The sequence below is a fragment of the Mucilaginibacter defluvii genome (assembly GCF_039543225.1).
GTDB lineage: Bacteria > Bacteroidota > Bacteroidia > Sphingobacteriales > Sphingobacteriaceae > Mucilaginibacter > Mucilaginibacter defluvii.
The window spans coordinates 1,262,382-1,287,879 of the sequence record NZ_BAABJI010000002.1 but is presented as its reverse complement, the minus strand read 5'-3'; the positions used below and the strand labels follow the sequence as shown (position 1 = coordinate 1,287,879).

Below are 25,498 nucleotides of genomic sequence, written 5' to 3'. Positions count from 1 at the left end.
GCTGATGAAAGCCAAAATAAATTTAATTGTAGTTGTTTGTGTATTAATGCTGATGAGCTGCAGTACCCGGCGCGAAAGTGTGTTGAAATATGTTGACCCGGATATTGGTACTGCGCACAGCCGCTGGTTTTTTTATACGCCAGCAGCTGTACCGTATGGTATGGCCAAGCTGGCACCATCAACTAACGGGCATTATGGCAATCCTTCGGGTTGGGAAGCTGTGGGTTATGATACCCGCCAAAACTCTATTGAAGGTTTTGTGCATTTTCACGAATGGCAGGTAGGTGGCATTAGCTATATGCCTACTACAGGCAAATTAATAACCGTGCCCGGAGACCTTGAACGCAAGCAGCCCGGTTACCGCTCGGCGTTTAATCGCAAAAACCAGGTTGCTCAACCGGGGTACTACAAAGTTTTGTTAGATGATTACCAGGTTACAGCCGAGCTAACCGCAACAAAAAGGGTGGGCTTTCAACGTTATACTTTCCCTCAGCATGATCAATCGCACATTATATTGGATATTGGGAATAAGCAGGGCGAGAGCGATATAGTGACTGATGCATCCATCAAAATGGTTGACGATACGCACTTTGAAGGCTTTGTATACACCTACCCAAAGTATGTAAAGATTTACGATCCAGAAGGAACCGTGAACATGTACATATACGGCGAGTTGAGTAAAAAACCGCTGAGTATAAGCGCCTTTAACGGCGAAAAGGTACAGGTTAACCAGCGCGAAGCTAATGGTGCCGGTGCAGGTTTGGTATTGAACTACAAAACGGCCAAGGGTGAAACCATCGAGGTAAAAACAGGCCTGTCATACACCTCCATTGCTAATGCTAAACAAAACTTTACGGCGGAGGCGAAAAATCTTTCGTTTGATAACGCGAAAAAGGAAGCCCAGCAAATATGGCAGCAGGAGTTGGAGAAGATTTATGTAGAAGATGTTGATACCATTAACAAAAAGAAATTCTACACCGGACTTTTTCATGCGTTGCTGGGTAGGGGTATAGCAAGTGATGTTAATGGCGATTACCCAAAGCATGGCGGCAAAACGGGCAGATTACCTGCACAAAGTAACAAAGGCTTAAAGGCGGAATTTATAAATACCGATGCCATTTGGGGCGGGTTTTGGAACATTACGCAACTATGGTCGCTATCATATCCGGAGTGGTATGGCAGCTTTGTAAACACGCAATTGCAGCTTTATAAAGATCGGGGCTGGTTTGGCGATGGTATTGCCAATAGTGAGTTTGTATCTGGAGTGGGAACCAACTTTGTGGGGCTGGCTGTGGTTGGCGCTTACAATACAGGCATCCGCAATTACGATGTTAAACTGGCTTATGAGGCTGTACGTGCCAATGAACTGGCTTATAAAAGCCGTCCGCTTGGCGCCGGAAAACTGGACACCAAGGCATTTATCGAATACGGTTACGTGCCATTTTTTGACCAAACCGGGCGTGATTTCGTGACAGACTCAACCGGATCAAATTTTGCCGGATCGCATACGCTTGAGTATAGTTACAGTGCTTTTGCCGTTGCGCAAATGGCTAAAGCGATAGGGAAACAGGCAGATTACAAGCAGTTCATAAAACTGTCAAACGGTTGGAAACAAATTTTCAATTCAACCAGCAAACTTATGCAACCCAAACGGGCTAACGGTAGTTTTATCGATAAGTTTGACCCATATCAGCCATGGCGGGGTTTCCAGGAAGGAAACGCGGTGCAATATACTTTTTACGTTCCGCACAATCCGGCAGGCTTGATCGCCGCAATTGGTCAGGACAATTTTAATAAGCGGCTTGATAGCATTTTCACAGTTTCAGAGAAACAAGGCTTTGGTGGCGGTAAAACCATTGATGCCTTTGCGGGGATAAATTCAATTTACAATCATGGCAATCAGCCCAATCTGCATATCAGCTGGTTGTTCAATTTCTCCGGCAAACCATGGCTAACACAAAAGTGGACAAGGCTAATTGGTAATGATTTTTATGGCCATGAGGAAATACATGGCTATGGCTACGGGCAGGATGAAGATCAGGGGCAGCTCGGTTCCTGGTACGTGCTCAACAGCTTGGGTTTATTTGATGTTAAGGGTTTCACGGATTCAAAACCCATTATACAATTTGGCAGCCCGCTGTTTGCCTCGGCACATGTTAAGTTAGGCAACGGTAAGGTACTTACAATAGAAACAGTTAATAACTCTGCTTCGAACATGTACATCCAATCTGCTGAATTTAACGGTAAGCCGCTTGATAATTGCTGGATGTATTTTGATGAACTGACAAAGGGCGGTGAGCTTAAGTTTGTTATGGGGTCTGAACCTAATACGGCATGGGGAGTAAAAACGCCTCCGCCGTCAGATCAATAATTCTTCTGTACGATTATTGATCTGATGTATCGTCATTACGTTCGTTATCGATGACGGTTTGTTCGGTTAGCATTCCTTTTTCAAGCGAGTGGATAAACTGGTCGAGGTTATCATCCTTTTCCAGCTTAAGCTTTTGTTTTAGCCTGTACCGCGCCATGCGTATGCTTTTCGGCTCCACACCAAGGCGGCCGGCAATCTCTTTTGTATCAAGCCCCATTAAAATATAGGCGCAATATTTAAGGTCGAGCCGTGTGAGCGAATTTGTGGCCCGCTCTTGTAAAGTGCTGAAAAAGCCGGGATGGATAAGATTAAGCGCCTGTTGTTCGCTCATGTTTTTATCCATACGCAGGTTTTGGTCAATAATACGGCTTATCTGCCGAGTTACCTTTGGATCCGCACCGCGCGATTTTTCTTTGAGCGAGCTGAGTATCGCGTTTTTTTCTTCCAGTTTAAGCGTGCCGGCTAATAGCTCTTTTTCGAGCCATTCTGTGCGGTCCTGCAATAATTCCTGTTGTGCCTGTAGTTTGGCGCTTTCTTCTTCTTTTAGGGATATCTGCAGTTCAGCTTCCTGCTTTTCAAGTTCGAGCCTGTCGGCTTCAGCTTTTTGCAGGCGTGCCAGCAGTTCAGCTTCCTGTGTTTTTTGTTCAGACAATTGTTTTTGCTTTTGCGCCGCTTTTAATTTATAGTGGTACGAACTGAGCAACAAACCCAGCAGTACAACACTTACTGTACCTATCGCAACGTATAACCAGTTTAAGCGGTAATTATAATCAGCCCGTTCGCGCAGCCTTGATATTTCTGTAGCTTGCTGCGCGGCATGGTACTGTTCTTCCAATTGCTGTACGATGGCCAGTTTTTGTCCGTCAAATACCTTTTTGTAATAGTCGAGATACTGTTTGTAATACCGCAGCGCCTTTTTTGTATCGCCGCTTTTTTCGGCGATAGTCGCAAGGCCAAGCACCATCCTTGATCTTGTGATGTCCGCTGCTGACGAAGCGGTTGCCAGTTCCGTTAATCCGGTCAGCAAAAATTGCTCGGCCTTTTTAAAATTTCGTTCCCGCAGTGCGTATTCGCTCAACATACCGTAACAATTTGCTATCACCTCATGTCCGTTAGTACGGCGGGCAATCTCCAGCGCGATGTTTATATAACGCTGCGCACTGTCTCTGTACGTTACCGGGTAATATTTAAAATAGCTGTTGGCAATGTTCAACGCGGTTGCCGACGCGTTGCTTTGGATAAAGATACGATCGCGGCTGTGCAGGTAATAATCCATAGCCCGGCGGTAGTAGGCCATTGATGAATCAAGCAAACGGCGGTTGGTACTATCACGTTCAAATACCGAAAAAAAACTATGCCCTACAGACATATAGCCTATCTGCATATCATCGCCCAAGGCGCTTTTACGGGCATTTTGTAAACTTAACAAGGCATATTTACGCTGTTTAAGTGTATCGCTGCCATAGGCGTAAATACTCGCGATATAATGATTGATCAATGAGCGGTAGCTATAGGCTCGCCTCTCCGAAACGTTCTGGATTAATTGATCGGCTTTAAGGAGTTCAGCTATTGCTTTTTCGTTGTCACCCTTTACCAACTCGAGCCAGCCTTTACGCAGCCAGGCGTAAGCGGTAAATGTTTTATTGTTGCTTTGTTTGGCACATTTTAACGCGCTATCTATGTAGGTGTTAGCTCGTGCTTCCTGCTCTTTACGCATCAAGATGTGGCCAACTGCGGCATAGCAAAAACTTTTAGTTCCGGCGTCATCATACTTTTTCGATTCTGATAAAGCTTTTAAAGCGGTAGCAAGTGACTGATCCGGATTGCTTTCATTCATGGCGCGAGCCAGCTCCGCCATCACAACGGGCTTATCCTCGCCCTTCGCTTTGCTTGCCGAGATCTTTAACGAATCTATAATCAGCTTTTGCGCAACGGCATTATTTTGAAAAAAGAAAGTGCACAGACAACTCGTAACAATAAATAACTTCTTTAACTGCATCGGCTTTAGGTACTTACGCTGCTTTGGTTTTATCGCTAATTATAGTAATTAGCCCTTGCAGCAGTATTGTAACATAATAAGTTATGAAATTGTTGTAGACGATTTGTAGACATAGTAGACGCAGCTTGTAGACGACTTGTAGCCGCCTATTATTTGGATGAGGCTTAAAAGCGCCCATACCTTTGTGTCAACATCATTCATTAATAACCTTTAAAAACAAAAGCTATGTCAAACAAAACAAAAGCCATTGTGGCCTACATTACTATCATCGGATGGATCATTGCTTATTTAGATTACAAAAAAAGCACAGACAAAAGTCCACTGGTTAATTACCACTTGGGTCAATCACTCGGCCTGATCATATTTTCGTTTGTGCTGGGCATCGCGGTTACCATACTGGTCTCTATCGTGCCTTCACTTTATTTTCTGTCAATGATTGTTAGCCTGGTATCACTTGTGTTATTGCTACTGGGCATCATAACTGCTAACAATGAAACCATTAAACCGCTGCCTATTGTAGGCAAGCTGTTTGAAGGTAAATTCAACTTTGCCTCCTAAACCTGTCATGCGGAAAGGCGGGGAGCTTGCAGCTTCCCGCTTTCTGTTTAACCCGATTGTTCACCTGATATGCATGGCCATGAACATCCGTAAGCTGTTAGCACGCCTGGGTATTTTCTCGATGGTGCAAATATCACTATTGAGTTGCGGGCAGCGTAATGCTCCTTACGAGGAAGCATTCAAATTGCCTGACGTGCCCTTGATCTTCGCGCTCGATGATAATTACTTACGTCCTGACTCAACTGACGTGGTGACCAGGCTTGACAGCCTTGGCCCGCGGCTAAGTGTAAAAATTCGGACGCTTAGCAAGGCCGATTATGATTCGTTGCGTGTAGATACCATGCATTTTAAGGATAAAAACTACTACAGTAATTGGGACGGGCAAAAACGCGGATATTATTGGCTGATACAGGGGCTCACCTTTTCGACGGGTACAAAGCGGGACAAGGACGGAAGAGAAATAGAAATTTATGATCGCATTGACGAGAACTTTATGCTTCAGCCTGTAAGGCAGCCCGCGAAAGGAGAGGAGTATCCTATCGTTAATTACGATGTAATGGACGAGTATTGGTCATCATTACGGGCGGATGCCGTAGGCGTTACCTGTATGGCGAATAATGAGTTACTCATCATGGCTCATCCTATACGTAAAAAGCTGCGCGGCCCGGATTATTACTATAAACTGCTGTCGTCAAAGGATAGCGTTGCAGTGCCGGCTTATCATGATAAGGTCGACTCCGGAAAACTCATCTGCCTGCAGGTACAAATCACCGAATTTAAAAAGTAAACCTGTAAAACTTATGCTTTTAGGTGCGAATAATAACTTAAGCACAACACGCGGCAGTAGCGAAGAGGAGCTTATTTGCCGATTGATTAATGCCGGCTGTTTTGCTGATGCCTATTTGTTGTTGCAAGCAGAACAGCCCGACTTGCCGGCGACCCAGTTTAACCTGGCGCTTTGCTACTATTCGGTAGAATGCTACAAAGAAGCATTAGCATGTGCTGAAAAAGCGAGGGTGTTGTTGCCGGTATTTCAATCCAAACCAAACCGGGATAACGATGTATGGTATAAAACCATGCGTGATAATCAAAATCAACTTAGCAATTATAAGCAAGCGCTTAGCTCCAGGTATATTGAACTGTTGCCCGTTCTGGTTGCTGACGCAATTGTGCGGCTGAAAACTGATTGCTGGCTGCAACTGAAGGATTATGCCCGGGTAATTGAAACAGCAACACCCATCGCATACAAAAACTACCTTAACATAACCGAGGCTTTAAACGTAGCCCGTAAAAACAGCTGATTTATGACAAACGATTTTAATAAGATAAGAGACGCTTACCACCGCAATATGTTTGCGCAACCGGCCGAACGTACTGATGTTATAGCTTTATACCGCGAACTTGCCGACCTGAACATCACCGGCGACGGTGAGGAAGGCCTTTACCATCTGGCGGCGCGGTTTACTGATACCGATGCCATACGCTTGTTAAATGATGCCGGTGTTAAACCCCGCCCGGCAAAGTATGGCGATACGCCTTTACATGCGCTCGCCACAACAAAGTTTGATTTAAGCAGCGCGGATTTAGACGAAAAGGCGAAACGTGTGTATGATACTGCCACTATACTGCTCGAAATAGGCGTTAACGCTAAAAAGAAAAATGATTCAGGCAAGCTCGCCTATTTTGATGCAGCCCTGGTTTACCTGTACCCAATGCTTGATGCGCTGGGAGATGCTGGTATTAAGATGGACGTTACCGATAGCGAGGGTAAAAACCTGTTGCATTTAATATGCGAAAAATTGGTTCATCGTAAAACTATACCGGGCGCAGTTGATGCTGCAGCTAAAACAGTGAGGATATTGGTTGATAAAGGGGGCATCGATCTGGAAGATAAGGATGTTTACGGCACCACACCTTTAACCTATGCGCAACGCAGCGGTGTAAAGGAGATTGCGGCAATTATATCAGGTGATGAAGAGGCCGGTGCTACAGGCGGAATGACGCTGCATGAGGCTGTATTAAACCGGGATGTTGAAGCTGTTGAGGCCGTCATAAATAATGGCGCGGATTTGAATGAGCTGTCTGACCAATATCGTAGTACACCTTTAATGCTGGCTTGCGAATATCCTTCGCTGCCAATGGTGCACTTACTTGTAAAAGCTGGTGCCGATGTAAATTACAGCACAGGTAGCGGGCAAACTGCCGTGTTACAATTGCTTACCAAATCGGTAAGTAACATGGGGCGGGGCATGAGCCAGGATACGCGGGATATTGTAAAGATGCTGCGCGCCCTGATTGATGGTGGCCTTGATTTAGACGCCGTAGTGAACAATGAAGGCGACACCGCGTTGAATATGGTATGCCAGGCGGGTTATATGGCCGATTTGAATACAGCCTTGGCTGGAGAACTGATTGACGCAGGCTGCGATATCAACAAACCTAACACCGATGGCAAAACGCCGTTAATGAGCTTTGCGCAACGTGGCAATGAGAATAAATTCGGAATAGCTGAATTATTGCTGGATAATAACGCTGATACCGGTTATACAGATAAAACGGGCAATACGGCACTTACCTACGCGGCGTCCAACAGCGACCATATGTCGGCCAAAAAAATTGTATCGTTATTGATTGATGCAGGGGTTGATAATGTAGAAAAGGTTAACAATGCCGGCCAAACCGCTATGGATATAGCCGTGCAAAATAATAACGAAGCCGTAGTAAAATTACTGCTGGTTTAAAGAATTACACTATGGATAACATGTTTTTGAACGCATGTAAAAATGCGCAAAAAGGAATAGTACAAGCCTTTTTAAAAAAAGGCGGAATAAATATTGATAAACGCGATGCAGTTGGTAATACGCCGCTTTATTACGTAGCTGCCAAAGGCGCAAAGGATATTGTTAAAATGCTGATTGATGCGGGTGCCGATGTAAACCTTGCCAACAACACCAGTGAAACACCACTGCACTGTGCGGCGCGTATTGGCAGTAAGGATATTATAAAGCAACTAACTGATGCCGGTGCCGACATAAACGCGGCTAATAATTACGGCCAAACGCCGGTGTTTTATGCTGTGCTGGCCAGCAAAACAGAAACCGCGCTTTACCTGATTTCATTAGGCGCCGATACCGAGGCGAAGGATAACGGTGGCTACAATATCTACGATCATGCTACGGCAAACGGTATGCGTGATCTTGTAAGCTCGCTATCAGCTAATAATGCCACACAAAAGGATGATCATGGTAATACCCCATTACACCAGGCGGTATATAATAATCAAAGTGAAACGGTTAATGCACTGCTGCGCCACGGAACGTTAAATCTGAACGAGTTAAATAATAATGGTGTAAGCGCGCTTATACTGGCTGTAGATAACTCCAACATTCATTTAGTGGAATTGCTTATTAAGAACAGCGCGGACGTTAACCTGCATGTACTCAATGGCAATTCTGCGTTGCATTACGCGGCGGGGATGGGTAATCATCATATAGGCAACGTATTATTAAATGCTGGTGCCGATATTAACTCGCGTAACAGCTTTAGCGAAACCCCGCTTATCGTAGCCGCGCAGTGCGGGTTTAATGATTTTACCGCGTTGTTGATTGAGCAGGGAGCCGATGTTAACGCGGTTGATAACAACAGCCGCAGCGCAATGGATTTCGCCAGCGAGCGGGGTTATACCGAAATTGTGGAGCAATTGCTGATGGCTGGTGCCGGTAGTTAATCGTTATCTGTAATTTCCAGGTGATTAAGGCGCATATCTTACGGTATGTGCTTTTTTGCTTACCGTCAAAATAAGTAAATTTGTTTATGGATGCATCGATGATACCCCGTATGGAGCTGGAAAAGTTTGCGCACGATGAGTATAAGGTGCCGCTACTCAACCTCGAACATTATCCGCTTGATTCAAAATATTTTGTAATACAAAACCGGGATAACTATCCGGTTAAGGATTATATATCGCCGCACCGCCGTAAGTTTTACAAGATATTTCATATGACGGCCGGAACAGGTGTTCTTATCATCGGCTTGCACCGCTATGAGATGGGGCCGAATGAGATAGCTTTTCTTCATCCCGACGAGATTATGGCATGGCAAACCACATCCGAAGAAACGGGCGGGCATTTTTGTTTGATACATCCTGCTTATTTTGAGCATGATGCCGACCATGTGCTGCATCTGCTTCGTCAATACCCTTATTTTAAACCCGCCAACTGCGTTGTACGATTAAACGAAGCTCAATCTGCCAACATAAACGGCAACTTTGAGGTAATGCTGAATGAGGACAGGGGCGATAATGTAGATAAGAAACAAGCCATATTACTGCAACTGCAAATGATGCTGCTGGAGGCGCAGCGTGCAGGGCGTACACGACCGGAAAAGACGGTATCAGAAGGGTATGGCTACATATATCGTTTCCTGTCGTTATTGGAGTCAGCCTTTAAGGTACAGCAGCGCGACAGTATTGTGAAGCTTAAAACCGCCGCCGAGTTTGCTGATCAACTGCATGTACACCCCAACTACCTTAACTCGCTGGTTAAAAGCCATACCGGTAAAACCCTACGCGAGCATATTCAGGACAGGCTGCTCTACGAAGCGAAGTCGCTATTGGTACAAACCGACTGGGACATCAGCGAAATAAGCGACGGACTGGGCTTTTCCGGACAGGCCGCATTCACCTCATTTTTCAGGAAGAAGGCTAATTTGTCGCCGTCTGTTTTCAGGAAAAGTACGCTGGCACCCGCCAATATTTGAAACTCGCAAATATCTCTATGATTTGAATAAGTGCTAGCCGGGTCATTGTAGCCACCTTTGTATCATACAATTAAATAATCATTGTCATGAAAACACAAAAAGTATGGTTCGTTACAGGAGCTTCAAAAGGTTTAGGTTTAACACTTGTAAAACGTTTGCTTAAGGAGGGTTATAAAGTTGCCGCTACATCTCGTGATGCCGCCGCGCTGAGCGAAGAGGTAGGTTATACCGGCCCCGACTTTTTACCCGTGCAGATGGATTTGGTTAATAACGATAGTGTGGCCAAAACCGTTGCTCAAATTATAGCTACATTAGGTGGTATTGATGTTGTAATTAATAACGCCGGTTACGGTCAGCTGGGTACTCTGGAAGAACTGACCGATGCCGAAGCCCGTCAGAATTTTGATGTTAACGTATTCGGCTCGTTAAATGTTGTCCGCAACGTGATGCCTCACTTTCGCGAAAAGAGGGCAGGGGCTTTCTTCAACATTTCCTCAATAGCAGGTTTTTTAGGCACCTTCCCCGGTTGGGGTGTTTACAATGCTACAAAGTTTGCTGTGGCCGGTTTTACCGAGGCCTTATCAGCAGAGGTAAAATCAATGGGCATCAGTGCTACTATTGTTTACCCCGGATATTTTAAAACCAACTTCCTGCTGCAAGGTTCATTACGCACCGCCGCCAGCCCGATAGCTGATTACAAAGAAGCCCGCGACCTGGAAGTGATCCATAATGAGCAGATCATCGGCAGTCAGCCCGGCGATCCGGAAAATGCCGCCGCTGCTTTCATTAAAGTAGCCGAAATGGAGAACCGCCCGCTGCATTTGTTCCTCGGGTCGGATGCATTCGCTATGGCGAACAACAAGATAGGGGCCGTTCAACAAGATCTGGATGCCTTTGAAAGCATTAGTAAATCAACCGATTTTCAAAAGTAACAGTCGCCCTGTAAGCAGCCAATAAACAAGACGGCAGGCCATCAAATCTGCCGCCTTGTTTTATGAAACAGCCGGAGTAAAAAATAAAACCTGATGCCTTCACTCAGGGCGCTTTCCAAACTTATGCGGCGTTGTTGCAACTCAATAAAATCCTTGGAGATAGCCATCCCCAGGCCTGCATAATGGTTTGCATGACCTGGTCGCTTTTTATTTATATCTTCCGCGCCAGGTGATATGCAACCTCTTTCAATGCCAACTCCGCAATTGCAATGGGCTTTTCAGCAGCACATGGCTTCCTGCAGCATACGGTAGATTTTGTCCACGCCGGCGCTCATGTCAATATACACCTTTAGCTTGCCACGCCTCGAGTGCTTCACCAGCTCTATGAACTCCTTTTCCAAATTGTCGCTGTTTTGGTTACTACCGGCCATACCTTTTATTAACTGTTATAAGAGTAAGCACGGGAAATGCATTTTTACCTTACCGGCGCGTAAGTAATATGGTATAAATTGATACCGCAAGGCTGATAAAGTTGTATATGAACGATTTATTCGTTATCAAAAAATCACCCACAAAAAACCTTACAAAATGTATAGGTATCTTTCAAAAACCGAAAGATATGATTCACAGGCAGGTGCCCGCTTAGCTCAGAAAAATGCCCGCTAATAGACGCACGACAGACGTTCAAACATTGATTTGTGCACCGGCCTGCACAATAGTTTCGTTATTAATAGAGGATAGTTGCGGAATATGGCCAAGCAATTTTACCCCGGTATAGTTGAGTATAAAATCTTCAGAATACTTATCGCTGTCGCCATTAAACAGTATGCCTTTAATAGCGATATTATACTGTTTTAATAAGGATATGGATAACAGCGTATGGTTAATACTGCCCAGGTAATTTTGCGATACCAGGATTACCTTCGCACCTAAATATTTGATCAGATCTATTATCAAATGCTCATTATTCAGCGGCACCATCAGGCCCCCTGCACCCTCAATAATCAATTGGTTATTGGTTTGCGGAAGTGTAAATTTATTCAGTTTAATGGTGATACCATCAATAGCTGCCGATTTATGGGGCGAATAAGGTTGTGTAAGCCGATATGTCTCCGGGTGAAAAACAGTTATGGGGTTGCTCACCATCGCTTGCAATTTCAAAGTGTCACTATCATTTAAGTCGCCGGATTGTATGGGTTTCCAATAGTCGGCTTTCAGTTTTTCAACCACAACGGCCGATGTAATGGTTTTGCCAATGCCGGTACCAATGCCGGTAATAAATAGGGGTTGCTTATCGCTCATGCAGAAATTTATTTAGGGTCTCGGTAAGTAATAATATCTCATCCGGAGTGCTGTAAGCGTGCAAACATATCCTGATACGTTCGCTGCCCTGCTGCACGGTCGGGCTTAAAATCGGGCGTACATCAATGCCTTTTTGCTGTAGTGTCGAGGCTATCAGCTTCGCCTTTTCGTTGCTTTTTAAGATGATGCACTGGATGGCGCTTTCGCTTTCAATGAGTGGAAAATCCTCATGCTTATCAATGGTACTTTTAAACAGCGCTATATTACTTTTTAGTGTAGAAATAGCTTCATCTGCATCCCTCAAAAATATATAGGCTGTTTTTACAGATGCCACTTGATGGAAGGATGCCGCGGTAGTATAAATAAACGCCCGCGCAAAGTTGATCAGGTAATTCCTTAGATTATCGCTGCCTAAAACTACGGCACCGTGGCAGCCCAATGCCTTGCCAAAAGTGATCACCCGTGCAAATACCCTGTTGTGCAAGCCAAACTGTTGTACCAAACCTGTTTTATATAAGCCGATGGCATGTGCCTCGTCAACAATTACGGCAGCGTTGTAGCTGTCGGCTAAATCAAGGATTTCAGCAATAGGCGATGAATCGCCATCCATAGAATAAATACTTTCAATACCTATATATATGGAGCCTTTAGCTGCCTTGAGTTTGTCCGCTAAACTTTGCAGGTCGTTATGTTTAAAAGTATAGCGGTTGGCGTTACTTAGCCGCGCGCCGTCAATGATGGAGGCGTGGGCCAGTTCATCTAAAATGATGGTATCGCCGCGTTGCGGGAGGGACGAGAAAAGGCCTATATTGGCATCATATCCAGAATTGAAAAGCAGCCCTGCCTCAGCTTCATGATAGCCGGCTATACTTGCCTCCAACTGCTCCGTATATTGCAGATTACCGGCCAGCAACCGTGAACCTGCGGAGCCGTTATGATTTTCTGGATATGCTCCAATTTCCTCGGCTATTTTTTGTTTCAGTTGCGGCGACCGGGCAAAGCCAAGGTAATCGTTCGAGCAAAAGTCGATCAGCGTATTCTCCGGTTTCAGGGTACGGTAATTGCCAGCCTGTTGCCTGTCTGCCAATCGTTGCTGAATGAAATCTGCCGCGCGTTTCAAAATACTAATGAGTTTGGGCAAAAATAAAAAAAGCGGCTGATAGCCGCTTTGGTATTTCTATAATAAAATGGCAGGCTTATTTACCGCCGCCGCCGTTCTGGCGCATACGGTTCATACGTTCCTGCTGCATTTTGTCAAACTCAGCGGCTTGTTCGGTAGTTAAAACCGCTTTTACCTGCTTGTTGGTTGAGTCCATCAGCGGGCGCATTGAACTGCGGAAATCGCCGCCGGCTTTACGCAGGCTGTCCATTTTCGTAAACTGCGTTTTGTAGATGGCCGTTACCTTGGCGGTCTGGTCATCGTTCAGTTTTAGCTGGGTTTGCAATTGCTTTGCCCTGTCTTCCGGATTAAACCTTCTGCCGCCGCCCTGGGCGTGGCTTGCTGCTGCTATTCCTAAGAAGAAGCAGCACATTAACAAAAATTTTTTCATCGTTTTTAAGTTGTGTTACAGATGCTTGGATAAATGTAGTTCCAAATAGTTTAGTTGCATCCGTGTAACTTAATTGTTGCCTTGCAGCTTTGATATGGATCGTTGCATCTGTGCCATCATGCTGGTCAGGCTCTCCATGGTAGGTTCAGGCGTTGGCTGCGGCAGTTGGGTTGATATATAACCTTTGGCCTTCCATATCTCCAGCACGTCCTCGCCGCTTATTTCGTAAGGGTCGTAAGCCGGGTTATCTGATATCAGTTTCAGTTTTTTATTATCCCTGAATTTATTGCCAATACGTTTATATACTACACCATCATTTTTTGATATCACCACGTAGGTTTCGCCGGGTTTAACCTCAGCCCAGTTGTCAACGTACTGACCTATAATTATAGCGCCGGAGGGGAGTGGTAACATCGAGTCCCCTTTGATCTCGAAGGCGCGGTAAGTCCCTTGGTTAAACATCGGCAGGTAAAACTTAGGTAACTGCGCTACATATTCAGGGTCGGCATAACCATTAAGGTAACCTGCGCTGGCTTTCATCGGTACCAGCTCTATGTTTTCGTTGTCATCCTTATCAACTGATATACTAAGCACCCTTAAATTTGCAGGGTTACCCTTTGGCTTAGGCGCCCATTTATCATCAATGGTCTCGTTTATAAAATCATCAATACTAATCTCGAAAAAAGATGCTATAGTTTTTAGTAAATCATATTTAGGTTCGGCGCGCTGCTCCTCGTAAGCGCCCACTAACGAGCGTTTTATACCTATCTGATCTGCAAACTGTTGCTGTGTAAGGCCCTTCTTTTTACGGAGGTATTTAATATTTGATGAAATAATTGACATAAAATTTGGATTTACTAAAACTGTTAGTATTTTTATGCTCATAAAATTAGTAATTATTTTTTAAACAACAAATTTTATTATCATGAAACGCTATATTTATATCATAACCGACCGTAACCGCAATAACTTACACGTAGGCCTTTGTGCTGATTTGCTAAAAACACTGGATTTTTACAAGCAGATGCCAACCCTGTTTTTTGACAGTGCACAGCAGTTAAGCCGCCTGGTGTATTTTGAGGAGATCAACTCGGAGGAGCAGGCTATGGAACGCTTTAAGTATGTAAGCACCTTTACCCGCCCGCAAAAGGAGAAAATGATAAGAGCCGTAAATAAGGAATGGATAGACCTGACCATCGGCCTGAATTTGGAAAACAATATGCGCCAGAGGCCGCAAATGCGCCCTGCACTAAGCAGCGTACGCAGGTCTGCCGTTACCTTTTAATATATAGCCCGACCTTTAGCTTTGCTACTTAACGGTTAGTGGGATAGGCAAGCTTACAGATAAGGCTGCCGTGAGTGTATGAAGCACCCCGTTACCGACCATAATATCATATCTGCTGATAATGGTTTGTAAGCCGAATGCGTCGGTAAGTATAATGTTTCGGTTGGTATTAACTTTAGCGTATAACGTACTTGGCGTTATGGTAGTCAATTTAGCCTGGCCATTACCCGCATTTATCAACCTCGAAACATCTGCGGAGGTTAACTTTCCCTGTAATATATAACCCTTAACATAACTAACAAGCGCAGCCTTGTTTTCGGGCTTGCGCAAAGTATCCAACATGCCGGCAGGTAAACCCTCAAACGCTTTGTTGGTAGGTGCCAGTACCGTAATAGGTTTAGTGGCTGTTATAGTGCTTTTTAATCCGGCCTGTTCTATCAATCCTACGAACACCGAAAAATTAGGTACGGATTTAAGATTATCATAAACACTTTTGTTAGATACCATTACACTGCCTTCAACACTCTTTGAAGTAATGGCATTTGTTTGCGCCCATGCAGACTGCAAAGAAATGAATACTAATAGAACCCCAAGCAGTTTAAACCGCATAAAAACTAAGTTACACATATCCCTAATAACTACCAGCCTGGTGTAAAGTTGAAACCAAACACCGGTTTTTTAACATCGGTACGGTTAAACGGTAAAGCGAAGTATGGCTCAAGTATTAATGCGCCAAAAAGATTTACCCGTAACGATATACCCGCGCTTAACGCCGGCACGCGCTGGTTATTGTTATACAATGGCGCATTTAAGTCCTGATAAGTTTGCCCGTTAGGATCAAGCACCGGCTGTCCAGACTCATCCCTCAACACATCGTAACCTAAAAAGTCTGGCCCTCTTTGAAACTTGATCTGGTTACCTGCATTCCAGGCTAAACCGGCATCAAAAAACAGGTTAAGATCAGTAAAAAGGAAGTTTGATTTGATCTGCGCTAATTTCTCCGGACCGGTAAATGGCAGCCTGATCTCAAAGTTGGCCACCGCTATGCGGCTACCCGAAAGCTGGTTAAAGCCAAAACCATTTGTTGGTAATCTGTCGGCATTGTAAAAGCTCTGCGATTCGTAACCACGTATCAGGAAAGGGTAACCTACATACAACGGGTATAAGTTGTTCTCGCCAAAGCGACCGGTACCGTATAAACGGCCGGCAAATGTAACCGGCGCCACGCGGATGTATTTACGCAAATCAATAGTAGGGGCGAAGAATTTATAGGTACCAAACACATATTGCGCTTCAATATGGTATCTGAAACCGTTTAACGGAGCCGTGATACCGAAGAATGAATTATCACCAATCAGCGCTACACTTGAGTTTACCAGTGCAAAAGAGTTGAGGTTAAATCCGAAATTTAAGTTATCAACTTCTGAATTCGGGACTTTTTTACGGTTAAAATCGTAATAATACAGTTGAGATGTAGCGGTATCTATTACATAAGTATTGCGGTAGCGGTCGGTGCGATAAGTGTTATATGATGCACCCAAGCCGAACTGAATACGATTAATACGCGAAATAGGGTAGGAGGTGAAAAGGTTAACCGCATCCTCAAAGTTACGGATGACGTAGCTGTCTTCATTATAAACACGTTCCTGGTTACCGTTTATTTCCTGTGTACCAACAGATGTATTATAGAAGCCAAACTGGTAAGGTATGTGCGATACACTGATGCCCTTATCCCAACGGCCTTTTTGATTGATGTAGGCTACCTGGGCGCCAAAATCGTAAATCTGTCCGTTTACTGATGCAGCGGCGTACAGTTGGTTTTGTCCTAATATATCACTAAAAATACCTTGAATGCCACTTGACAGGCCGGTTCCATAAAAGCTGTTCACACCGATGCCTATACCACTGCTCGCCAAAGCATCCAGTTTAAACATGGGTTTGTAAGGCGCGCTCTTTATTGAATCTGTACGCAGACGCGGATAGGCCAAAAAGTTATTCAGGTTGGAGTTGATCAGGTCAACGCCTACCGAGCGTGGCGGCGGCAGCATACCTGCGGTAAAGTCTACCGTACTGCTCTGTACCGTTTCCGGCTTAAAGTCGGTAGCCTTGGCATTATACAATGTATACTTTTGCGCGCGGTAGTACGAGTAAACAATATCATCGTTGTTAGATACACTCAGCGCGGGCGAAAACTCAGTAATACCGCTAATACCGGTAAAATAATTGGTGAGGCGCTCGGTTTTGCCGCTTGCCAATTCATAGCTGTAAAGGTTACGGAAACCATCCTGGTTTGACAGGAAATAGATTTTACTACCATCAGCCGAGTATTGCGGATTCAGGTTATTAGCGCCATCGAATACTTTTATATCGGTTATCTTGCCGGTAGCAAGGTCAAGTTCAGCCAGGTTGAAGGGAATATCCTGCGCAGTGCGTTTATCATAAGTAGTACGGTCACTACTGAAGATGATCTTTTTACCATCCTTTGAGTAGCTTGGCTGATAGTCGGAATATTTATCGTTCGTAAGCTGGGTTACTTTTTTGGTATCGAAGTTATAACTGTACAAATCGCCTTGGCCTTCATATAATCCTTGGAACACCACGTTCTTACCATCCGGCGACCATGACAGGTTACTGAATTGCTCAGCCTTGCCCATCGGGATGTTGTGCCGCATGCGGCCGCTCGGCACATCTATCACCACCATTTGGTTACGACCTTTATTGAAAACGCTGAATGCGAACTGCTTTCCATCCGGCGACCACGCGCCTGCAGACTCTATAAAGTTGAATTCATCAATGTGCGTGTTAGATATTTTGCTGGTCAGCTTCTTGATGATCTTCCCCGTCTTCGCATCAGCTAAAAAGAGATCAATACTGAATAAGTCCTTTGAAGAGAGAAAGGTAATATACTTGCCATCCGGACTAACGCTTGGTGCAACGTTCATGTCGCTGCCGTTCTTGTTGTCGATCACCTTAAAACCTATAGCCCTTTGAGCGGTGTCCTTCAGCATCGGTTTATAGGTTGCCTCTATTGAATTTTTCCATAAGGTAGACAGTGTTTTGTCGTCGTACCCAAACGTTCGCCTAATGCCGTACTGCAAACCAAAACGTGCGGTGTTTTTAAAAAACGGCACAATCACCGTATCGCCATAGGTTGAACCAATGAAGGACCAGAATGCCTCACCATACCGGTAAGGGAAATATTTGTTGCTCTCTGTAAGATCCTTTACCGTCGGAATATCCTTGTTCAGGTAGGCATCACGCATCCACATAGCGGTGTAAGCATCCTTTTTGCCGATGGACAGATACTCCGCCATACCCTCTATCATCCACAAAGGAATATTGTTCAGGTTTTCGTAACTGGTTGAATCCTTACCCAACAGAATATGGTATTGAAACGCGTGCACCAACTCATGGCCCAAAACGTGGCGGGTGGTGTGGTTGGTTTCCATTATAGGCATTACCACACGGTTTTTTAAACCCTCAGTAACACCGCCGGTACCCACGCTTATCTCCCCGTCGATAGCGGTGGTTTGCTGAAAATCGGGGTGGTTATTATAAATGATAATCGGGTTAGGGCGACTAAACGTATCCCTGAAAATCTGTTGGTGCAGCGTATACCAAAGCTCATTCTCCTGTGCAAAACGTCGTATCAGGCTATCATTCTTCATGTAATAGTAGATATCAAAGTGCGGCGTTTTGTACACCTTGAAATCGAGCTTTTTATAACGTACTTTATTTTGACCGAAGTACTGCGCCTTGCTTTGCTGCGGATTAAGTAATGCGATAAGCAGCACACTTAAAAGCGCGAACATGTATCGGGCTGATTTGCCGGTAAAAATGCAGGTGTAAAGTTTGTTCATAAATGCTGTGATAGAATGAAGCTAATTTACTGAAATTAAGGTTTAAGCGTGTGCAATAATATTATTGGCCCGGAGGCGGCGTTTCACCACCTTCGGGATTATCAGGCAGGGTAAGCGTAGGCTCTGTTACTGTACTGTCGGCGCTTACTTCTGTACTGTCTGTAGATGCGGTATCAACGCGGATGCGGGGCGATGGGCACATATATTGTTTAGTAATTTTAACCCATGGTTTCGGGAAAGGCCCTTCTGTGTATCCTGATTTCGGGTCGGCATAAACCATCTCCATAAACTTACCGAATATAGGCAGCGCGGTGCGCGAACCTTCGCCGGTTTCGGATGTTTTAAAGTGTACGCTGCGGTCATCAGCCCCTACCCAAACACCGGTAACCAAATCTTTGGTGATGCCCATGTACCAGCCGTCCACATAGTCGGAAGATGTTCCGGTTTTGCCGCCTATCTGGTTGTTCTTCTTCCACAGGTCGTACTCCCAAAGCGCTTGTGATGTGCCGCCAGGTTCTTCCATACCCCCTCTAAACATATAGAGCATTAACCAAGCCGTTTCCTCGCTGATTACGCGCTCTTTTTTAAGCTCAAATTCTTCAATTACGTTACCCTGATGGTCAGTGATACGTGTTACCAGCAATGGATCAAGCTTTTCGCCTTTATTTAAAAAGGTGCTGTAAGCACGCACCATTTCATATACCGAAACATCATTTGAGCCTAATGATACCGATGGGACCGATTTCAGGTAGCTTTCAATACCGCATTTGTGGGCGTAGTTAACAACTTTATCCCAACCAACCTCATTGGTTAGCTGTGCCGTTATAGAATTTACAGATTTGCCCATGGCCCAGCGTAACGACATTTCGCGGTATGAGAAATTAAAATCGGCATTGTTAGGCGACCATTCCTCATCCTTGCCCTCGTCTTGATAACGGATGGTTACCGGCTTGTCGGTAAACTTATCGCACGGGGTATAGCCATTATCTATGGCGGTAAGGTAAGCGAAAGGTTTAAAAGTTGAGCCTGCCTGGCGTTTGGCTTGTTTTACGTGATCGTAATTAAAATACTTATAATCAATGCCGCCAACCCAAACTTTTATTTTACCGGTAGCCGGTTCAAGCGACATCATGCCGGTATTTAATATTCGGGCATAGTATTTTATGGAGTCGATGCTTGAAAAGGTGGTGTCCTGATCGCCTTTCCAGGTAAATACGCGCATTCTTTTCTTAGTATTAAAGTACTCCTGTATCTTGGTGGTATCACCGTTGTATTTCTTTTTCAGGATGCTGTAAATAGGCAGGCGTTGTTCGGCTTTCAATATAAAGTCCTTTATTTCGTTGCCTTTTGAGTCGCGCCAGGGGTTTTGTTTACCCCATACGTTATTAAACCTGCGCTGTAAGGTTTTCATTTTATCGGCTACAGCTTCTTCGGCATATTTTTGTAACCGCGAGTCGATAGTGGTATATATCTTCAGACCATCCTCATACAAATCATAGTCGTTTTCTTTACACCACTTATCCAGCCATTTTTCAACGGCGCGGCGCAGGTACGAATCGCCATGCGAATCCTGGTCTACGTAGCTCAAATCAAGCTTCATAGGTGCCTTGCTGTAACGTTGCTGCTCGGCCTCGCTAATAAAGTTATTTTTGCGCATCTGGCTCAGTACCACATTGCGCCGCTCGGTCGATTTTTCAGGGTTACGTATCGGGTTGTAAGTAGAAGTAGCCTTAAGCATACCAATTAACGTGGCCGCTTGCGCAGGGTTAACCTGGTCCGGCTGCTCATTAAAATATTTTAAGGTAGCTGTTTTTATACCGAAGGAGTTGTTACCAAACGGCACCGTATTAAAATACATAGTAAGTATTTGCTGCTTGGTATAAACATGCTCAATTTTATACGCGGTAAGCCACTCCTTAAATTTATATATCACCGTACCCAGGCCCGGCACACGGCTCAGCACGCCCCTCGCTTTCTTTTTACGGGTGCTAAAAAGGTTTTTAGCCAACTGCTGTGTAATGGTACTACCGCCGCGGCGATCGCCTTGCGCGGTTGATACCATACTGCTGAAAAATGACAGAAAATCAACACCGCCATGGCTGTAAAAGCGCGAATCCTCGGTGGCTATAAGGGCGTTGATCAGGTTAGGCGAGATGTCTTTATAGTCGACAGGTGAGCGGTTCTCTTTATAAAACTGGCCGATGAGTTTTCCGTCAGCCGTATAAACTTCTGATCCTACCGAAAGCACGGGAGTTTTTATATCCTCCATGTCAGGCGAATAGCCGAACAACCACAAAAAATTAAGTTCGATGGCGCAGAAAAAGATAATGACAAAATATATAAATATAACAAGATAGCGCAGGACGCGGTACTTTATGCGTTTGAACATTTGGTAAAGATGTAAAATTATGAAGCTAAATCATAACGGGACAACAAAATTTAACAACGTAAACCGGGTTAGTAAATTTTATAAACCACAATTTATTTTTGCTGAGAAACGCTTGTTTGCTGCTGCTTTGATGTGGGTTTTTCCAGGTCCTGCATAAAAAGTTTGTTGGCCATAACTCCGGTAAACACCTCGAACTCGCCGCCCTTAGCTATATCGCTATAATTTAGGTATAGTTTGTTGTAGCCGCTTTTTTCAAGGTTCATACCTTGTAAATAAAAATTTTTACGGGTGATGGCCGTACCACCGTTTACAATGCTGAACTGTTTATTGCTCGGCAGTGTGATGGTAGCCTTATCAAACTGCGGCAGGCCGATAAAGTATTGTCCGCCTGGTATTATGCTGTAAAAGCCCAGGCTGTTAGTAATATACCAGGCCGATATCTGGCCATTATAATCATTGCCGCTAAGGCCTGATGCTTCTGGCGCATAAAGCTGATTTATAATGCGGTTGATATAGCTCTGTGTTTTTTGCGAATTATCAGTAAAGGCGTACAAATAGGGTATAAAGTTATTATACAGGTAAGCCACGCTAAACTGCCCGGTAAAGCCTTCGATATAAATCGGGTGTTCTGTCAGGGTGCCGAAAAAGCTATCGAGCTTTTCCTCGAATGCGTCTTTACCGCCCATCATCTCTAATAGCGCTTCCTCATCGTGCGGCACCATAAAGGCATATTGCCAGGCATTGCCGCGTTCATAAGCTACGGTGTCGATGGGCTTAAAAGGTTCCTGCCACTTATCACCTGTTTTTGCCTGAAAGAAACCTGTTTTAATATTGAACAGTTTTTTCCACGATGAAGCCAACTGGTAATGTTCGTTGGCTTCCTGCGTTTTATTTAAAGCTTTAGCCATTTGCGCCGCAAGCCAGTTGTAATAGCTGTAAAACAAAGTTTTACTTACTGATAATGGCTTATTGCCCTGTACAAAGCCCTGCTGTTTTAAGCCCTCATTATTTAAGTTATTAAGTGACGAGCGGAGTTTCTGGTATGCTTTATCCGCATCAAACCCTTTTATGCCTTTGGCAGTTGCATCCAAAATAAGCTCATTAAAGGCCAGGTTGGTGTTATTGCCGCTTCCGTCAAGGTAACTCTTTATAAAATCTACCGTGCGTTTGGGGTCGGTAAGCGTTATCAACTGATAGCGCGAGCCGAAGGTATTAATAGGCGTAACATCATAGTAGGTGTAGCCCTCGCTTTTTGCGGTCTTATTATCGGTGGTAATGTAAGTGCCATCAGCATCATTAGCTATATTGGGCGTAAGCATGGTGTGATACATTGCGGTGTAAAATACGTTTTGCTTTAAAGCAGCAAAATCAGGCAATTTTACAACCTTTGGAGACGGTCGCCCATAAGGATTATAGGTAGCTGGCGCCGCTTCTTCCACACGAGGCACGGGCGGCGCGCCGCCAATGACCTCCATTTTACTTAACTCTTCCGTCCAGGTGGCTTTTGCCGCTTTTTGTATTTTACGCAGATCAAAATCGGGTATTTCGGTATCCAGGTTTTTCAGCGCACCGGCGGTACTAACATGCGATAGCCCGGTGCGGATAGCCACCTCGCCCGGATCATCAAATTGCAAGTAAAGTTTTACATCAGCTCCTGATGCACTCTTTTGCCCAACTTGCAACGCGCCATTTACAGCAATACCAAAAGTTTTAAACGGCTTTGAAAATTTGGCGTAGAAATAGGTGCTCCTTTTATTACCATCTGTGCCTGATGTGCGCAGACCGTGCACTTCATGGTCGTTTACAATTTCAACTTCGCTGTAAAGTATGCCGCCGCCATATTGCAGGTCAATGATCACATTAGCCTTCGGCGCGGTTGGGAAATCGTATACCTGCAAGCCGGCGCGGGAAGTAGCGGTAAGTTCAATCTCTACCTTGTTATTAAAGGTTACGTTATAAAAACCTACTGAAGCTTTTTCATACTTCTTTTTAAAAGATGCTGAACGTTTAGCCTGGCTTAATTCTGGCTGACCTATAGTCGGCATAAACAGAATTTCGCTATGCGGTAATCCGGATGCATCGGCGTAAACCGCATGGGTAAAGCCGTGTATGGTACTGTCAGTATATGAATAGCCATCCTGCGAGGTGCCGGTTACTGGCGTGAGCAGCACCATGCCATAAGGGGTAGCCGCACCGGGATAGGAGTGTCCGCTGCCAGCCGTACCAATAAAGGTGTTAACCAACGGTGTATGGTCTTTCTTTTTCTGTGCCGATGTGTTGGCCGTTACGAAAAATAACATCGCCGACAGGCAGGCACTGCTGTATGTAAACTTCATGAAGATTAATGTAGAATTTACCGTTTTAATCAACGCAAAATAAAGCGTTTATTTTGTGGTTACGTAAATAAAAACAGTTTACGCTACGGCCTTAGCAAAAGTTTTTGTGCCGATGCTATTTAGTTGATGGTAAAGCTATCCGCATCCTTCAAAAACGGGAGCGCGCGCCGTGTTTTTTCCAGTTCGATAGCGGCAATGGTGAAGGTATAAAGATCTTCCTCGTCGCGTTTATAATAGATCACCTTTCCGTTCGGATCAATACAGGTTGAATCGCCTGAATGATAAACTTCGTTACCATCATGCCCAACACGGTTAACTGCCACCACGTAGCTTTGGTTCTCTACCGCGCGGGCCGGTATCAGTGTGCGCCAGTGCAGTGCGCGGCGTTCAGGCCAGTTGGCCACAATCAACAGCAGGTCATACTCGCCGTTAACATTACGCTGCCACACCGGGAAACGCAGGTCATAGCAAATCATCGGGCAAACGTTCCAGCCTTTAAGTTCAACTATCAGGCGTTTATTGCCGGCGGTAAATTTTTCGTGTTCTTTACCAAGCGCGAATAAGTGGCGCTTATCATAATGTTCATGGCTACTGTCGGGGCGCATCCATATCAGGCGGTTGTAATACTTGCCGTCTTCCTCAATAATCAAGCTGCCGGTTATTACACAGTCAAACTTTTTGGCGGTCGCGGCCATCCACTGCATGGTTTTGCCGCCCATTTCTTCAGCAAGCGGCTCAACATTCATGGTAAAGCCGGTGTTAAACATCTCGGGCAGTACAATCAGGTCGGTTTTTTCACGTATGTTTGATAAGCGCAAACTGATGTTCTGCAGGTTCTTATCGGCATTTTCCCAAAACAGGTATCCCTGGAATACAGTGATTTTCAGATTATCCATAGGCAAGTATAGCTTAGCTAAAAGGCTAAATATTATTGCAATGTGTTAAAATTTATTTAAACTTTAATTAACCTATCAACGGCTTTATCTAAAGTTTCTTGTGTTTTGGCAAAACAAAAGCGAATCACCTTAAAGTCGGTACCCTTACTGTAAAAAGCTGATGTTGGTATGGCTGCTACGCCAAATTCCCTGGTTAAACGCACCACAAAATCCGTATCCTTTTCGTCACTAATAGCATCATAAAATACTGATTGGAAGTAGGATCCCTCGCAAGGCAGTAATTTAAACCTGCTCTGCTCAAGCCCGGCCCTGAAGTGGTCGCGCTTTTGCTGGAAAAAGCCTGGTAAATAGTTGTAATGTTCTTCGTTTTTCAGATATTCAGCTGCGGCGAACTGCATGGGCGTGTTTACGCTGAATACTAAGAACTGGTGTATCTTCCTGAACTCGCGCATCAGGTAGGCCGGGGCAATACAGTAACCCAGCTTCCACCCGGTAACATGAAAGGTTTTGCCAAGCGATGCTACAATAAAGCTGCGGTCGCGCAACTCTGCATAGCGTGCCATGCTTTCATGTGTGCGGCCGTCAAATATCAAATGCTCATAAACTTCGTCGCTTAAAATAAAAATATCCCTGCTATTGATGATGCTGATCAGTTGGTCAATATCTTCCTTACGCAGCATGGTGGCGGTAGGGTTATGCGGGGAATTCAGGATGATCATGCGGGTGCGGTTGGTGATCAGCCTTTTAACCATCTCCCAGTTTATGCGGTAATCGGGCGGTTCCAGTTGTAGTGATTTTACCAGGCCGCCCATCATACGTACTGCCGGGGCATAAGCATCGTAAGCCGGTTCAAAAATAATAACCTCATCATTAGGGTTTACTACAGTGCTAATTGCGGTATAAATAGCCTGTGTACCGCCTGCGGTTACGGTTATCTCCGTTTCCGGATCGTAAACTGCACCGTAAAGCTTTTCAGTTTTGGCGGCAATTACCTCGCGCAGGCTCATTAAACCGGCCATTGGCGCGTATTGGTTGTAGCCTTGCTGCATAGCCTGGCTAACCAGTTCTTTTAATTCAGCAGGGCAATCATAGTCCGGAAAACCCTGCGACAAATTGATAGCGCCCAGTTCGGCAGCCAGTGCCGACATGGTGGTAAATATAGTAGTGCCCGTTTGTGGTAGCTTTGATATTATAGGTATCATCAATGGCTAAAATACCGCAATAAGTAATTTGTTTACCATTTGTTGAAAAATAGCGTGTTT

Annotated in this window: 21 protein-coding genes; 9 read left to right on the top strand and 12 right to left on the bottom strand. The window is 44.8% G+C overall.

Annotation, left to right across the window (positions count from 1 at the left end):
• The first annotated feature begins 4 nt into the window (after nucleotides 1-4).
• Nucleotides 5-2,371 carry a GH92 family glycosyl hydrolase gene (locus ABD960_RS11795; protein ID WP_345331355.1) on the top strand — a complete coding sequence of 789 codons (2,367 nt, stop codon included), beginning with the start codon at nucleotides 5-7 and terminating at the stop codon, nucleotides 2,369-2,371.
• 13 nt (nucleotides 2,372-2,384) lie between these two features.
• Here the strand turns inward: ABD960_RS11795 and ABD960_RS11790 are convergent, their stop codons facing one another.
• A complete protein-coding gene (locus tag ABD960_RS11790) occupies nucleotides 2,385-4,370 on the bottom strand; it encodes a LuxR C-terminal-related transcriptional regulator (RefSeq protein ID WP_345331354.1) in 1,986 nt (661 codons plus the stop codon).
• Between the two features lie 225 nt (nucleotides 4,371-4,595).
• Here ABD960_RS11790 and ABD960_RS11785 point away from each other — a divergent pair, with 225 nt between their 5' ends.
• From ABD960_RS11785 to ABD960_RS11755, 7 genes are all read left to right on the top strand, one after another.
• A complete protein-coding gene (locus ABD960_RS11785) occupies nucleotides 4,596-4,928 on the top strand; it encodes a magnetosome magnetite crystal formation protein family (protein ID WP_345331353.1) in 333 nt (110 codons plus the stop codon).
• Nucleotides 4,929-4,935: 7 nt separating this feature from the next.
• Nucleotides 4,936-5,715 carry a hypothetical protein gene (locus ABD960_RS11780; RefSeq protein WP_345331352.1) on the top strand — a complete coding sequence of 260 codons (780 nt, stop codon included), beginning with the start codon at nucleotides 4,936-4,938 and terminating at the stop codon, nucleotides 5,713-5,715.
• Between the two features lie 13 nt (nucleotides 5,716-5,728).
• A complete protein-coding gene (locus ABD960_RS11775) occupies nucleotides 5,729-6,229 on the top strand; it encodes a hypothetical protein (RefSeq protein WP_345331351.1) in 501 nt (166 codons plus the stop codon).
• Nucleotides 6,230-6,232: 3 nt separating this feature from the next.
• Nucleotides 6,233-7,669 carry an ankyrin repeat domain-containing protein gene (locus ABD960_RS11770; RefSeq protein ID WP_345331350.1) on the top strand — a complete coding sequence of 479 codons (1,437 nt, stop codon included), beginning with the start codon at nucleotides 6,233-6,235 and terminating at the stop codon, nucleotides 7,667-7,669.
• Between the two features lie 11 nt (nucleotides 7,670-7,680).
• A complete protein-coding gene (locus ABD960_RS11765; RefSeq protein ID WP_345331349.1) occupies nucleotides 7,681-8,655 on the top strand; it encodes an ankyrin repeat domain-containing protein in 975 nt (324 codons plus the stop codon).
• An 86-nt stretch (nucleotides 8,656-8,741) separates the two neighbouring features.
• Nucleotides 8,742-9,686 (top strand): helix-turn-helix domain-containing protein, encoded by a 945-nt coding sequence (locus tag ABD960_RS11760; RefSeq protein ID WP_345331348.1) that lies wholly within the window; start codon nucleotides 8,742-8,744, stop codon nucleotides 9,684-9,686.
• A gap of 86 nt (nucleotides 9,687-9,772) precedes the next feature.
• A complete protein-coding gene (locus ABD960_RS11755; protein WP_345331347.1) occupies nucleotides 9,773-10,618 on the top strand; it encodes an SDR family NAD(P)-dependent oxidoreductase in 846 nt (281 codons plus the stop codon).
• A 278-nt stretch (nucleotides 10,619-10,896) separates the two neighbouring features.
• Here the strand turns inward: ABD960_RS11755 and ABD960_RS11750 are convergent, their stop codons facing one another.
• The 5 genes from ABD960_RS11750 to ABD960_RS11730 all read right to left on the bottom strand — a co-directional run bounded on the left by ABD960_RS11750 (nucleotide 10,897) and on the right by ABD960_RS11730 (nucleotide 14,313).
• A complete protein-coding gene (locus ABD960_RS11750; RefSeq protein WP_345332857.1) occupies nucleotides 10,897-11,049 on the bottom strand; it encodes a hypothetical protein in 153 nt (50 codons plus the stop codon).
• Nucleotides 11,050-11,302: 253 nt separating this feature from the next.
• On the bottom strand, nucleotides 11,303-11,920 hold the full coding sequence (bioD, locus tag ABD960_RS11745) for a dethiobiotin synthase (protein ID WP_345331346.1): 618 nt from the start codon (nucleotides 11,918-11,920) through the stop codon (nucleotides 11,303-11,305).
• The gene (locus tag ABD960_RS11740) at nucleotides 11,910-13,061 is read right to left on the bottom strand and encodes an aminotransferase class I/II-fold pyridoxal phosphate-dependent enzyme (protein WP_345331345.1); all 1,152 of its coding nucleotides are present in this window, start codon (nucleotides 13,059-13,061) and stop codon (nucleotides 11,910-11,912) included. Before ABD960_RS11740 ends, bioD begins: the two co-directional genes overlap by 11 nt.
• A gap of 55 nt (nucleotides 13,062-13,116) precedes the next feature.
• Nucleotides 13,117-13,470 carry a Spy/CpxP family protein refolding chaperone gene (locus ABD960_RS11735; protein WP_345331344.1) on the bottom strand — a complete coding sequence of 118 codons (354 nt, stop codon included), beginning with the start codon at nucleotides 13,468-13,470 and terminating at the stop codon, nucleotides 13,117-13,119.
• Between the two features lie 69 nt (nucleotides 13,471-13,539).
• Nucleotides 13,540-14,313 carry an XRE family transcriptional regulator gene (locus ABD960_RS11730; protein WP_345331343.1) on the bottom strand — a complete coding sequence of 258 codons (774 nt, stop codon included), beginning with the start codon at nucleotides 14,311-14,313 and terminating at the stop codon, nucleotides 13,540-13,542.
• Between the two features lie 82 nt (nucleotides 14,314-14,395).
• Here ABD960_RS11730 and ABD960_RS11725 point away from each other — a divergent pair, with 82 nt between their 5' ends.
• Nucleotides 14,396-14,755, top strand: coding sequence for a GIY-YIG nuclease family protein (locus tag ABD960_RS11725; RefSeq protein WP_345331342.1), 360 nt, complete (start codon nucleotides 14,396-14,398; stop codon nucleotides 14,753-14,755).
• 24 nt (nucleotides 14,756-14,779) lie between these two features.
• Here the strand turns inward: ABD960_RS11725 and ABD960_RS11720 are convergent, their stop codons facing one another.
• The 6 genes from ABD960_RS11720 to ABD960_RS11695 all read right to left on the bottom strand — a co-directional run bounded on the left by ABD960_RS11720 (nucleotide 14,780) and on the right by ABD960_RS11695 (nucleotide 25,438).
• Nucleotides 14,780-15,262 carry a fasciclin domain-containing protein gene (locus ABD960_RS11720; protein ID WP_345331341.1) on the bottom strand — a complete coding sequence of 161 codons (483 nt, stop codon included), beginning with the start codon at nucleotides 15,260-15,262 and terminating at the stop codon, nucleotides 14,780-14,782.
• A 131-nt stretch (nucleotides 15,263-15,393) separates the two neighbouring features.
• On the bottom strand, nucleotides 15,394-18,615 hold the full coding sequence (locus ABD960_RS11715; RefSeq protein ID WP_345331340.1) for a DPP IV N-terminal domain-containing protein: 3,222 nt from the start codon (nucleotides 18,613-18,615) through the stop codon (nucleotides 15,394-15,396).
• 61 nt (nucleotides 18,616-18,676) lie between these two features.
• Nucleotides 18,677-21,004 (bottom strand): penicillin-binding protein 1A, encoded by a 2,328-nt coding sequence (locus tag ABD960_RS11710; RefSeq protein WP_345331339.1) that lies wholly within the window; start codon nucleotides 21,002-21,004, stop codon nucleotides 18,677-18,679.
• A gap of 92 nt (nucleotides 21,005-21,096) precedes the next feature.
• Entirely contained in the window at nucleotides 21,097-23,340 is a 2,244-nt protein-coding gene (locus ABD960_RS11705) for a GH92 family glycosyl hydrolase (RefSeq protein WP_345331338.1), read from the bottom strand.
• A gap of 119 nt (nucleotides 23,341-23,459) precedes the next feature.
• The gene (locus ABD960_RS11700) at nucleotides 23,460-24,236 is read right to left on the bottom strand and encodes an amidohydrolase (protein WP_345331337.1); all 777 of its coding nucleotides are present in this window, start codon (nucleotides 24,234-24,236) and stop codon (nucleotides 23,460-23,462) included.
• Nucleotides 24,237-24,292: 56 nt separating this feature from the next.
• Nucleotides 24,293-25,438, bottom strand: a complete 1,146-nt coding sequence (locus ABD960_RS11695; RefSeq protein WP_345331336.1) for a methionine aminotransferase — start codon at nucleotides 25,436-25,438, stop codon at nucleotides 24,293-24,295.
• Between the last annotated feature and the right edge of the window lie 60 nt (nucleotides 25,439-25,498).

Coding starts and splice junctions, on each gene's coding strand:
- ABD960_RS11795 (WP_345331355.1), top strand. CDS start 5: ATGAAAGCCAAAATAAATTTAATTGTAGTTGTTTGTGTATTAATGCTG.
- ABD960_RS11790 (WP_345331354.1), bottom strand. CDS start 4,370: ATGCAGTTAAAGAAGTTATTTATTGTTACGAGTTGTCTGTGCACTTTC.
- ABD960_RS11785 (WP_345331353.1), top strand. CDS start 4,596: ATGTCAAACAAAACAAAAGCCATTGTGGCCTACATTACTATCATCGGA.
- ABD960_RS11780 (WP_345331352.1), top strand. CDS start 4,936: ATGCGGAAAGGCGGGGAGCTTGCAGCTTCCCGCTTTCTGTTTAACCCG.
- ABD960_RS11775 (WP_345331351.1), top strand. CDS start 5,729: ATGCTTTTAGGTGCGAATAATAACTTAAGCACAACACGCGGCAGTAGC.
- ABD960_RS11770 (WP_345331350.1), top strand. CDS start 6,233: ATGACAAACGATTTTAATAAGATAAGAGACGCTTACCACCGCAATATG.
- ABD960_RS11765 (WP_345331349.1), top strand. CDS start 7,681: ATGGATAACATGTTTTTGAACGCATGTAAAAATGCGCAAAAAGGAATA.
- ABD960_RS11760 (WP_345331348.1), top strand. CDS start 8,742: ATGGATGCATCGATGATACCCCGTATGGAGCTGGAAAAGTTTGCGCAC.
- ABD960_RS11755 (WP_345331347.1), top strand. CDS start 9,773: ATGAAAACACAAAAAGTATGGTTCGTTACAGGAGCTTCAAAAGGTTTA.
- ABD960_RS11750 (WP_345332857.1), bottom strand. CDS start 11,049: ATGGCCGGTAGTAACCAAAACAGCGACAATTTGGAAAAGGAGTTCATA.
- bioD (WP_345331346.1), bottom strand. CDS start 11,920: ATGAGCGATAAGCAACCCCTATTTATTACCGGCATTGGTACCGGCATT.
- ABD960_RS11735 (WP_345331344.1), bottom strand. CDS start 13,470: ATGAAAAAATTTTTGTTAATGTGCTGCTTCTTCTTAGGAATAGCAGCA.
- ABD960_RS11730 (WP_345331343.1), bottom strand. CDS start 14,313: ATGTCAATTATTTCATCAAATATTAAATACCTCCGTAAAAAGAAGGGC.
- ABD960_RS11725 (WP_345331342.1), top strand. CDS start 14,396: ATGAAACGCTATATTTATATCATAACCGACCGTAACCGCAATAACTTA.
- ABD960_RS11720 (WP_345331341.1), bottom strand. CDS start 15,262: ATGGTATCTAACAAAAGTGTTTATGATAATCTTAAATCCGTACCTAAT.
- ABD960_RS11715 (WP_345331340.1), bottom strand. CDS start 18,615: ATGAACAAACTTTACACCTGCATTTTTACCGGCAAATCAGCCCGATAC.
- ABD960_RS11710 (WP_345331339.1), bottom strand. CDS start 21,004: ATGTTCAAACGCATAAAGTACCGCGTCCTGCGCTATCTTGTTATATTT.
- ABD960_RS11705 (WP_345331338.1), bottom strand. CDS start 23,340: ATGAAGTTTACATACAGCAGTGCCTGCCTGTCGGCGATGTTATTTTTC.
- ABD960_RS11700 (WP_345331337.1), bottom strand. CDS start 24,236: ATGGATAATCTGAAAATCACTGTATTCCAGGGATACCTGTTTTGGGAA.
- ABD960_RS11695 (WP_345331336.1), bottom strand. CDS start 25,438: ATGATACCTATAATATCAAAGCTACCACAAACGGGCACTACTATATTT.